The sequence below is a fragment of the Bacillus canaveralius genome (genome assembly GCF_002860125.1).
Lineage (GTDB): Bacteria > Bacillota > Bacilli > Bacillales > Cytobacillaceae > Bacillus_BJ > Bacillus_BJ canaveralius.
On record NZ_PGVA01000101.1, the window covers coordinates 1 to 9,687 of the forward strand.

The window sequence follows — 9,687 nt, forward strand, 5'->3', positions numbered from 1 at the left end:
TGAATCCGCTTACACGTTTTAGGTGGAAATAAATTCCGCCAACAAATGCTTGACTCAAACCAACATGGATTTCGATTTGAAAGAAATTTTAACTGCAGATAATATTAAGCGGGTTGTTGAAAAATTCAACTTCATGAATGAAGAGGATATGTATGCAGCGGTTGGATACAACGGGATTACGGCCCTGCAGGTGGCGAACCGCTTAACAGAGAAATCGCGGCGTCAGAGGGATCGCGAGCAGGAAGCGAATATTTCCGATGCTGTTACTGAATTAAAATCATTTCCGTCCGTCAAAAAACGGGAGTCAGGCGTTCGTGTTTCCGGCATTGATAACCTGTTAATCCGCCTTTCCCGTTGCTGCAACCCGGTTCCTGGCGATGAAATTGTCGGCTTTATTACAAAAGGCCGCGGCGTTTCTGTGCACCGTGCCGATTGTACCAATATCAATTCGGGAGATGCCCGGGCCCGCCTGATCCCTGTTGAATGGGAAACCGGCTTGAATGACCGAAAGGAATATAATGTTGAAATCGAGATTAGCGGATATGATCGCAGGGGGCTGCTCAATGAAGTCCTCCAGGCGGTCAATGAAACGAAAACGAACATCTCGGCTGTTTCCGGAAAGTCTGACCGCAACAAAGTGGCAACGATCATGATGTCTATTGCGATTCACAACGTCAGCCACCTGCAAAAGGTAGTCGACCGGATCAAGCAAATTCCTGACATTTACTCGGTTAGAAGGATCATGAATTAAGGAGAAAAACAATGCGTGTTGTCGTGCAAAGAAGCAGGGAAGCAAAAGTGACTGTTGCAGGAACGGTTGTCGGAAATATCCTATACGGCTTTGTCCTGCTTGTTGGTATAACCCACGAAGACGATGCAAGTGACGCTGCATATCTTGCAGATAAAATTGTGAATCTCCGCGTCTTTGAAGATGAAAACGGCAAAATGAATTTATCATTGCTTGATGTGGGCGGAGAGATTTTATCTATATCACAGTTCACCTTATACGGCGACTGCCGCAAAGGGCGGCGCCCTAATTTTATGGATGCCGCAAAGCCCGGACAGGCGGTCGAGATCTATGCCATTTTTAATCAGCTGCTCAGTGAAAAAGGCATTCACGTCGAAACAGGCCGGTTTGGCGAGATGATGAATGTTGAGCTGAACAACGATGGACCTGTAACATTAATCATCGACAGCAAAGAAGCAAAAAAACCGGAGAGACGCTAAAAGTCTTTCCGGTTTTTTACTGTTCTATTACTTGCTTTTAAAGCTTGTCCTATTTTTTGAAATAGCGGGTTAGGCCGTCAAAGACTCCCGAAGCAATCGATTCCTGATAGGTCCCGGATGTGATAAGTATTTCTTCAGCTGGGTTGCTAAGGTAACCAAGCTCCAGAAGAACTGCTGTCTGTTTATTTTCCCTTAAAACTAAATAATCGCCGTGGCGCACGCCGCGATCCTTGATTGTTGTCCGGCCTGCGGCAGCTGCATGAATGGAATCAGCTAAAGGTTTTTGATAGTCATGATAGTAAAAGCTGGTCATTCCTCTTACAGTCTGGTCGTCAATGCTGTCGTAGTGAATACTGATAAAGGCATCAGCACCCTCGGAATGCGCAAGTTTTACTCTTGCTTTTAACGATTTGTATGTATCGTTGCTGCGGGTAAGAATGACATTGGCACCCGCTGCTTTTAGCTTATCATATAACAGCTTTGCAGTTGTCAGGGTCAGTTCATTCTCGTTGGTTCCAGCTGCGCCGGTCGCGCCAAGATCCCTTCCGCCATGACCTGGGTCAATGATAATTGTTTTCCCTTTTATGTGCTTCTCGCCGCCAGCCTTCTCTATTTTCGGGGCCGGGCCGTTGACTGAAACAAGCCAGCCTGCGATAAAGCCGGTTGATCCGTTTGAAAGTTCGATTTCATACCAGTCATTTTTCATGCTGGCTACTTGAAAGGATGTTCCCTGGTCTGCCCGACTGATAACAGAGTGATCAACGCCCGGTTTACTGCGAATGTTCGTTCCATCATGTAAAATCGTAACCGCGCTGTTTTTAATCTCTTCTTTTGTCGCTTTGCTGCTCTTGCGCGCCGATTTACTCAGATACCAGCTTGCCACCCAGCCGGATGACCCTGATTCATATTCGATCTTTGTCCAATTATTTTTTTCTTCAAGGATTGGATATTCCTCACCTTTTGAAATAGAACTGATAACCTCAGCTTCAAATGTTCCTTCTGCACGGACTTGGAGGTTATCGGCGGTTGCTGTAGCAGTTACGCCGTTCGAGTCAGGCGCTGCTGATTTCTCCATGGCTTTTTTTGTCTTACTCCGGGAATTTGTTGCCACATACTCGCTGCTAACCCATCCAGTCTGTCCTGAGATGCTGATTTCCATCCAGCCGTCTTTTTCAGACACGATCTGAAATGTCTCGCCTTCCTCGAGTTTTTTAACCACACTGCTTTGCCGTGATGGCTGATCCCTGACATTTAACAAGTTCACGGTCGCCGTCCCGCTTTTTTTTCCGGATTTATTAGTCCGCTTCTTTTCTTGGTCCGGGGCGGCTGTTTCCGTCAAATATTCCTTTGAAATCCAGCCTTCTCCGTCCGGTGTTTTGATCTTTGTCCAATTGTCGTTCGTTTCAAGAATGTCTACCGTCTGGCCGTTGCTTAAAACCGCAACAACTTGAAACTCGGTGCCCGGCCCTTTTCTCATTCGCAAACCATCCGTTGTAACGCTTCCTGTGCCGCTTGTTGCAGCAACCCTTTCGGCAGAGTTTTTCAGATCAGAAGAAACATGCCAGTTCGCGACCCAACCGTTCCGGCCATTATCCAGCTTTATTTGAATCCAATCTCCGTCGACTTTTTTTACAGAATATTTTTCTCCGTTTTTCACTTTGCCGACGACCTTGGAGCTGAGTCCAGGACCCTCCCTGACATTCAGCGTGCTTGCCGTAATCGTGACGGAACTGCCGGATGCATCCGCGAGGCGCGGCTGCGATGTGCCGGTGATTAAAAGTATGCAAGTGAGGAAAAGGATTAATTTATTTTTTTTCAGACAGATTCCCCCCTTGATCAAATATATAAACTTATTTTAACGGACAAACAAAATAAATTCATTCCTTATTTGTTAATATCGTCCATAGTTCCTAAACTTTTAAAAAATCTCATTAAGTTTGAAAAATTTTAGCTGCCATGGGCAGAATAGACGATAGAGGAAAACAGATACAAGCGGTTTTCCGCTTGTCCCAAACAAAGGATGGTCAAAGATGAGATTTAGTGAAAAAGGGCTGTCGGCCCATTCGGGTGAGAACCAGCTGTTCGGTGTGGATTTTCATGATTTTATTGAGAAGGAGCAAAATACAAGTACTTTTGAACTCGCTTCTGAGTTCGGTTTAACGATCAGAGACGTCCGCAAGCTAAAGAAGCAAATGGAGAGGTCGTAATTGGCCCTTGACATTCAAAAGGATGCTCCGTATTATTATATAAATAAAAATGTCCTAAATTTCACTTAAACCGATGATGGAGAACAGTAGTTAAGAACTGCATGAAAAGAGAGGATTTGTCCCAGGCTGAAAGCAGATCCGCATGATCCCTTAATGAACGAACACTCCGTAGGCTTCACTTTGAAAAAGACTTGTTCTTTAGTAGGAGATGAACGTAAGCAGGCGTTAACTGTTAAAGAGGAAGTCTTTTTTCAGGCTTCAATTGGGGTGGCACCACGGGAATCTAAACTCTCGTCCCTTGTTTAGCAATAGACAAGGGACCGGGAGTTTTTTTGTTTTGCCATACATAACCAGTTTCAGGAGGAGGAAAAACCATGTCGATTCAAATCCCAAGAGGAACGCAAGACATCTTGCCCGGACAATCAGATATATGGCAGCTGATTGAACAAAAGGCGCGCGACCTCTGTAAAAAGTATCAATACCGCGAAATCAGAACGCCAATTTTTGAACATACTGAATTGTTCACAAGAAGTGTTGGTGATTCGACAGATATTGTCCAAAAGGAAATGTACACCTTCGAAGACCGGGGGGAACGGAGTCTGACGCTAAGGCCGGAAGGAACGGCTTCGGCTGTTCGTTCTTTTGTCGAAAATAAGATGTTTGGCCATGCAAACCAGCCGGTCAAGCTTTACTATATGGGTCCGATGTTCCGGTATGAACGGCCCCAGGCAGGCAGGTATCGCCAGTTTGTCCAGTTTGGAGTGGAGGCTCTCGGCAGTGCTGATCCAGCGATTGATGCTGAAGTAATCTCGCTCGCCGTCATGCTGTATCGGGAGCTTGGCCTCAAATCCCTGAAAGTTGTCATCAACAGCCTTGGTGACAAAGACAGCCGTAAAGCGCACAGAGATGCACTGGTTAACCACTTCCAGCCCCGGATCGGGGAATTTTGCGCAGACTGCCAAAACCGACTTCGGACAAATCCGTTGCGGATTCTCGATTGCAAGCAGGACCGCGACCACGAGCTGATGGAGACAGCCCCATCGATTCTTGATTTTTTAAATGAAGATTCCAGGGAATATTTTCTAAAGGTGCAAAAATACTTAACCGATCTTGGCATTTCATTTGAAGTCGATGCCAACCTAGTGCGCGGCCTTGATTACTATTATCATACTGCTTTTGAAATTATGAGCGAGGCAGAAGGGTTCGGCGCGATTACGACCCTTTGCGGCGGCGGCAGATACAACGGGCTCGTCCAGGAAATCGGCGGACCGGAGACACCAGGCATCGGTTTTGCGCTCAGCATCGAACGTTTGATTGCTGCACTTGAGGCTGAAAAGGTCGAATTGCCCATAGCTCAAGGCATTGATTGTTACCTTGTTTATCTCGGCGATGAAGCAAAAGATTACACGGTTGGCTTACTGCACGAATTGAGAGCGGCAGGGTTTTCTGCAGAACGCGACTATCTTGACCGGAAAATTAAAGGACAGTTTAAGGCGGCGGACCGAAGCCATGCAAAATTTGTGGCCGTCCTCGGCGATGATGAGTTGCAAACGAATAAAATTAATTTAAAGAATATGGAGACTGGGGAACAAACTGAGATCAGCCTTGATTCATTGATAGATAAATTGAAAGAGCTGTTGAACTAGAGGAGGATGAATATGTTTGGGAGAACCTATTTTTGCGGTGAAGTAACAGAGAAAGCTATTGGTGAAAAAGTAACGCTAAAAGGCTGGGTTCAAAAACGCCGCGATCTCGGCGGGCTGATCTTCATTGACCTTCGCGACAGAACAGGCATCGTCCAAGTCGTTTTTAACCCTGATGCTTCGAAGGATGCGCTTGCGGCAGCCGAAAAAATCCGTTCAGAATACGTGCTTGATGTTGAGGGAACGGTTGTTGCCAGAGAAGCAGGAACCATCAATGAGAATTTAAAAACAGGCAAAATCGAAATTCATGCAGAAAAAGTGTCGATTATCAATGAATCGAAAACACCTCCATTTCCGATTAGCGACAAGACAGATGTGGCGGAAGAAATCCGTTTAAAATACCGCTATTTGGATTTGCGCCGTCCTGTCATGGTTGAAACCTTTAAAATGCGCCACAAGGTTACAAAGGTGATGCGCGACTACCTTGATGGAGAAGGGTTTTTAGATATTGAAACGCCGATCTTAACGAAAAGCACACCAGAGGGAGCCCGCGATTACCTTGTTCCAAGCCGGGTTCATCCGGGTGAGTTTTATGCTCTGCCCCAATCTCCACAGCTTTTCAAGCAGCTCCTTATGGTCGGCGGAATTGAACGATATTATCAGATTGCCCGTTGCTTCCGTGATGAGGACTTGCGCGCTGACCGTCAGCCCGAATTCACCCAGCTCGATATTGAAACAAGCTTCATGAGTCAGGAAGACATCATTTCTTTGATGGAAACGATGATGGAGAAAATCATGAGCGAAGTGAAAGGAATGAATGTACAGCTGCCATTTCCGCGCATGACGTATGCAGAGGCGATGAGCCGCTATGGTTCAGACAAACCGGATACCCGCTTTGGAATGGAGCTGACTGACCTTTCCGAAGTTGTTAAAAATTCAGGTTTTAAAGTGTTTGCCGGCGCTGTTTCCGGCGGAGGGCAGGTTAAGGCTCTAAATGTTAAAGGAGCCGCTCCGCAATATTCAAGAAAGGATATTGACGCCCTAACCGAATTTGCTGCACGTTACGGGGCAAAAGGCCTTGCCTGGCTCAAGGCAGAAGAAGACGGCTTAAAAGGTCCAATCAGCAAATTTGTCTCGGATGAAGAACAGGCAGAGTTCAAGAAAATTTTGCAAGTAGAACCGGGCGACCTCATCCTGTTTGTTGCTGACAAGAAAAACGTTGTTGCCGACTCCCTCGGAGCGTTAAGATTGAAGCTTGGCAAAGACCTGGGTCTTATTGACCAGAGCCAGTTCAACTTCCTCTGGGTGACCGACTGGCCGCTGTTGGAGTATGATGAAGAAGAGGGCCGCTACTATGCGGCACATCATCCGTTCACGATGCCGGCAAGGGAAGATATGCACCTGCTCGAATCGGATCCTGCCAGGGTAAGGGCACAGGCCTATGACCTTGTTCTTAACGGTTTTGAGCTTGGCGGAGGCTCCCTCCGTATTTTTGAACGTGACATCCAGGAGAAAATGTTTTCAATTCTCGGCTTTACACCAGAGGAAGCGAACGAACAGTTCGGTTTCCTGCTGGAAGCCTTCGAATATGGGACACCGCCGCACGGGGGCATTGCACTTGGGCTTGACCGGCTTGTGATGCTGCTCGCCGGAAGATCAAATCTTCGTGATACGATTGCTTTCCCGAAAACGGCGAGTGCCAGCTGTCTATTGACGGACGCCCCGGGAGAGGTCGATCCTGCCCAGCTTAAAGAATTGCATTTGTCACTGAATGTTAAGAAAGATGAGTAATTACCTATAACCAGTTTCTTGAAAACGGCTTGCGAATATGGTAAGATACAATCAATAGAAAAAGAGTCCTGATGTGTTCGTTGTAATTCCTGAAGTTTTGACCGAACATTTTTAACTTCGGGAGTCTGCGTTTCCACTCTGCGTAAATGCCTATCCAAGGACTTACAAAAGTTTGGAACAGGACACCCACCTGCGAGAGCGGGTTCAAAACGAAGGCATCAATTAAAGTCAACGGCACGATTGGGACTCTTTCAGTACATACGGCTTTAAACCTCATGCGGTCTTCGTATGGGGTTTTCTTATTGATAATCGCGGAAACCACTTGTTTTTGCCGGTAAGTATGATATATTCATTATCGGGTAATACATAAAGGAGTAAATTTCACAATGTAACAAGCTAAACCGAAAAACGAATGAAGTTGTCTAAATTAACAGGAGTATGCCGTAGGAAACGAATAATACTGTCTTAATTATAAATAACCGTTCGTTTCTCAGTTAAAGACTGCTTTTATGAAATTCACTCAAAGAAATGCTTTATGAAATTTATACAATTTAAGAGAATAACGGAGTTGAAATAGATGTTACACCAATTTTCGCGCAATGAGCTCGCGATCGGTAAACAAGGGCTCGAAAAGATGAAGAATGCAACTGTCGCCGTGCTTGGCATTGGCGGGGTCGGTTCTTTTTCAGCAGAGGCTCTGGCAAGATCAGGCGTCGGCAGGCTGGTATTGATAGACAAAGATGATGTTGATATTACGAACGTGAACCGGCAAATTATTGCCTTGCTGTCGACAGTGGGCAGGCCCAAGGTGGAGATCATGAAAGAGCGGATTGAGGATATAAATCCTGACTGTGAAGTGATTGCTTTAAAAATGTTTTACACGGAAGAAACTTATGAAGAGATCTTTAGCTATAATCTTGATTATGTCGTTGATGCTTCCGATACCATTTCCTATAAAATTCATTTAATCAAAGAATGCTTAAAGCGCAATATTCCGATGATCTCCAGCATGGGAGCGGCCAACAAAATGGATCCGACCCGCTTTCAAATTGCCGATATTTCAAAAACGCATACAGACCCGATTGCAAAAGTAATCCGGACAACATTGCGGAAAGAGGGCATTCGCACAGGAGTCCCGGTTGTGTTTTCCGATGAAAGCCCAATTGTGATTCGTGAGGACGTCAGAAAAGAAGTCGGCAATGACAAAGCGCCAATTCGCAAAGCAAAGATGCCGCCATCATCCAATGCGTTTGTTCCATCCGTTGCCGGCCTGATCATGGCCAGTCATGTCGTGAAAGAATTGCTGCACGGAGTTAAAATCCATCGCGTCAGGAGCGAACAGTAGGCTGGATTTACGAGTTCAATATGAAAGATAAAAACCAGACAAAAACGCCTCGCGTTTTTTGTCTGGTTTTGTTTTTATCTGACTTTCAGTTTCTCATAAACTGCAGCAAGTGCCTGCTCAAATTTCCCCGTCTTCTTCGGATGGTAATACTCTTTATTCTTGATTCGATCCGGTAAGTACTGCTGCTTCACCCATCCGTTCTCGTAATCGTGTGGATATAAATAGCCGATTCCTCTGCCAAGCTCTTTTGCACCTTTATAATGGGCATCCCTTAAATGGTCAGGAATTTCGCCGCTATTGCCTGCCCGGATATCAGCAAGCGCAGCGTCAAGGGCTGTGTAGGCAGCGTTGGATTTGGGCGATAGGCAAAGCTCAATCACGGCATTGGCAAGCGGAATCCGGGCTTCAGGAAAGCCGAGCCGTTCTGCAGTTTCGACCGCTGCTAATGTTCGTGCTCCTGCCTGGGGATTGGCCAGGCCGATATCTTCGTACGCAATCACGAGCAGCCGCCGGCTCAAGGAGACAAGATCACCGGCTTCAATTAATCGGCCTAAATAGTGGAGCGCAGCATTGACATCACTTCCCCTGATTGATTTCTGAAATGCCGAAATCACATCATAATGGCCGTCCCCGTCTTTATCATAAGTTAAACTTTTTCTCTGGATGCACTCTTCAGCAGTGTCTATTCCAATTGTAATAATACCTTCATTATTTTTTTCACTGGAGAGAACAGCAAGCTCCAGCGCATTTAAAGCACTTCTGACATCACCATTTGAGGCGGTTGCAAGATGCATAAGGGCATCTTCGGAAATGTTGACTGTATATCCGCCAAGCCCCCGTTCCTCATCCTCCAGGGCCCGCATCAACGCAGCTTTAATTTCATTTACCTCTAACGGCTTTAATTCGAAAATTTGCGTCCGGCTCCTGATTGCCGGATTGATGGCATGATACGGGTTGCTTGTCGTTGCCCCGATTAAGGTTATCATTCCATTTTCGAGGTAAGGAAGAAGAAAATCCTGTTTCCCTTTATCCAAGCGATGAACCTCGTCGAGCAAGAGGATCACTTTTCCTGACATTTTTGCTTCAGCCGCAACAATTTCAAGGTCTTTCTTATTATTGGTAACAGCGTTTAAGGTTCGAAACGCATATTTTGTACTTCCGGCGATGGCGCTTGCAATCGAGGTTTTGCCAATGCCTGGCGGGCCGTATAGGATCATCGAAGACAATTGCTTTGCCTTCACCATTCTGGCAATAATCTTGCCGGGACCGACTAAATGCTCCTGGCCGATGATTTCTTCTATTGTACGCGGCCGCATCCGAAAAGCGAGCGGTTTTTGACTCATATTCATCTCTCCAATATAAATCGATGATAAATAACTGAATGTTTTTTTAAATGTAACATACGAACTTCTTGTATGAGTAAAATGTTTGTAGGAGAATTATTTCCCTTCTCATCCAGATAATGGCGTAGCCG

The 9,687-nt window shown here is 45.8% G+C and carries 7 protein-coding genes, 1 other RNA gene, 1 pseudogene and 1 other annotated feature; of the genes and pseudogenes, 7 read left to right on the top strand and 2 right to left on the bottom strand.

Going from position 1 to position 9,687, the window contains the following annotated elements; genetic code table 11:
• Positions 1–61: 61 nt before the first annotated feature.
• Positions 62–751: pseudogene (locus tag CU635_RS22955) on the top strand (ACT domain-containing protein); the annotation flags it as partial.
• 11 nt (positions 752–762) lie between these two features.
• Positions 763–1,227 (top strand): D-aminoacyl-tRNA deacylase, encoded by a 465-nt coding sequence (gene dtd, locus CU635_RS22960; RefSeq protein WP_101579660.1) that lies wholly within the window; start codon positions 763–765, stop codon positions 1,225–1,227.
• A gap of 49 nt (positions 1,228–1,276) precedes the next feature.
• Here dtd and CU635_RS22965 read toward each other — a convergent pair whose 3' ends face one another.
• Positions 1,277–3,067 carry an N-acetylmuramoyl-L-alanine amidase family protein gene (locus CU635_RS22965; RefSeq protein ID WP_101579661.1) on the bottom strand — a complete coding sequence of 597 codons (1,791 nt, stop codon included), beginning with the start codon at positions 3,065–3,067 and terminating at the stop codon, positions 1,277–1,279.
• Positions 3,068–3,257: 190 nt separating this feature from the next.
• Between CU635_RS22965 and CU635_RS23615 the strand changes: the two genes are divergently transcribed.
• From CU635_RS23615 to CU635_RS22985, 5 genes are all read left to right on the top strand, one after another.
• On the top strand, positions 3,258–3,434 hold the full coding sequence (locus CU635_RS23615; protein WP_180955712.1) for a hypothetical protein: 177 nt from the start codon (positions 3,258–3,260) through the stop codon (positions 3,432–3,434).
• A gap of 64 nt (positions 3,435–3,498) precedes the next feature.
• Positions 3,499–3,736 (top strand) — a binding site (T-box leader).
• 72 nt (positions 3,737–3,808) lie between these two features.
• Positions 3,809–5,080, top strand: coding sequence for a histidine--tRNA ligase (gene hisS, locus CU635_RS22970; RefSeq protein ID WP_101579662.1), 1,272 nt, complete (start codon positions 3,809–3,811; stop codon positions 5,078–5,080).
• A 12-nt stretch (positions 5,081–5,092) separates the two neighbouring features.
• Positions 5,093–6,868, top strand: a complete 1,776-nt coding sequence (gene aspS, locus CU635_RS22975; protein WP_101579663.1) for an aspartate--tRNA ligase — start codon at positions 5,093–5,095, stop codon at positions 6,866–6,868.
• A gap of 62 nt (positions 6,869–6,930) precedes the next feature.
• Positions 6,931–7,119, top strand: a non-coding RNA gene (gene ssrS, locus CU635_RS22980) — 6S RNA.
• Between the two features lie 326 nt (positions 7,120–7,445).
• A complete protein-coding gene (locus CU635_RS22985) occupies positions 7,446–8,213 on the top strand; it encodes a tRNA threonylcarbamoyladenosine dehydratase (RefSeq protein ID WP_101579664.1) in 768 nt (255 codons plus the stop codon).
• A 74-nt stretch (positions 8,214–8,287) separates the two neighbouring features.
• Here the strand turns inward: CU635_RS22985 and CU635_RS22990 are convergent, their stop codons facing one another.
• On the bottom strand, positions 8,288–9,556 hold the full coding sequence (locus CU635_RS22990; RefSeq protein WP_101579665.1) for a replication-associated recombination protein A: 1,269 nt from the start codon (positions 9,554–9,556) through the stop codon (positions 8,288–8,290).
• Between the last annotated feature and the right edge of the window lie 131 nt (positions 9,557–9,687).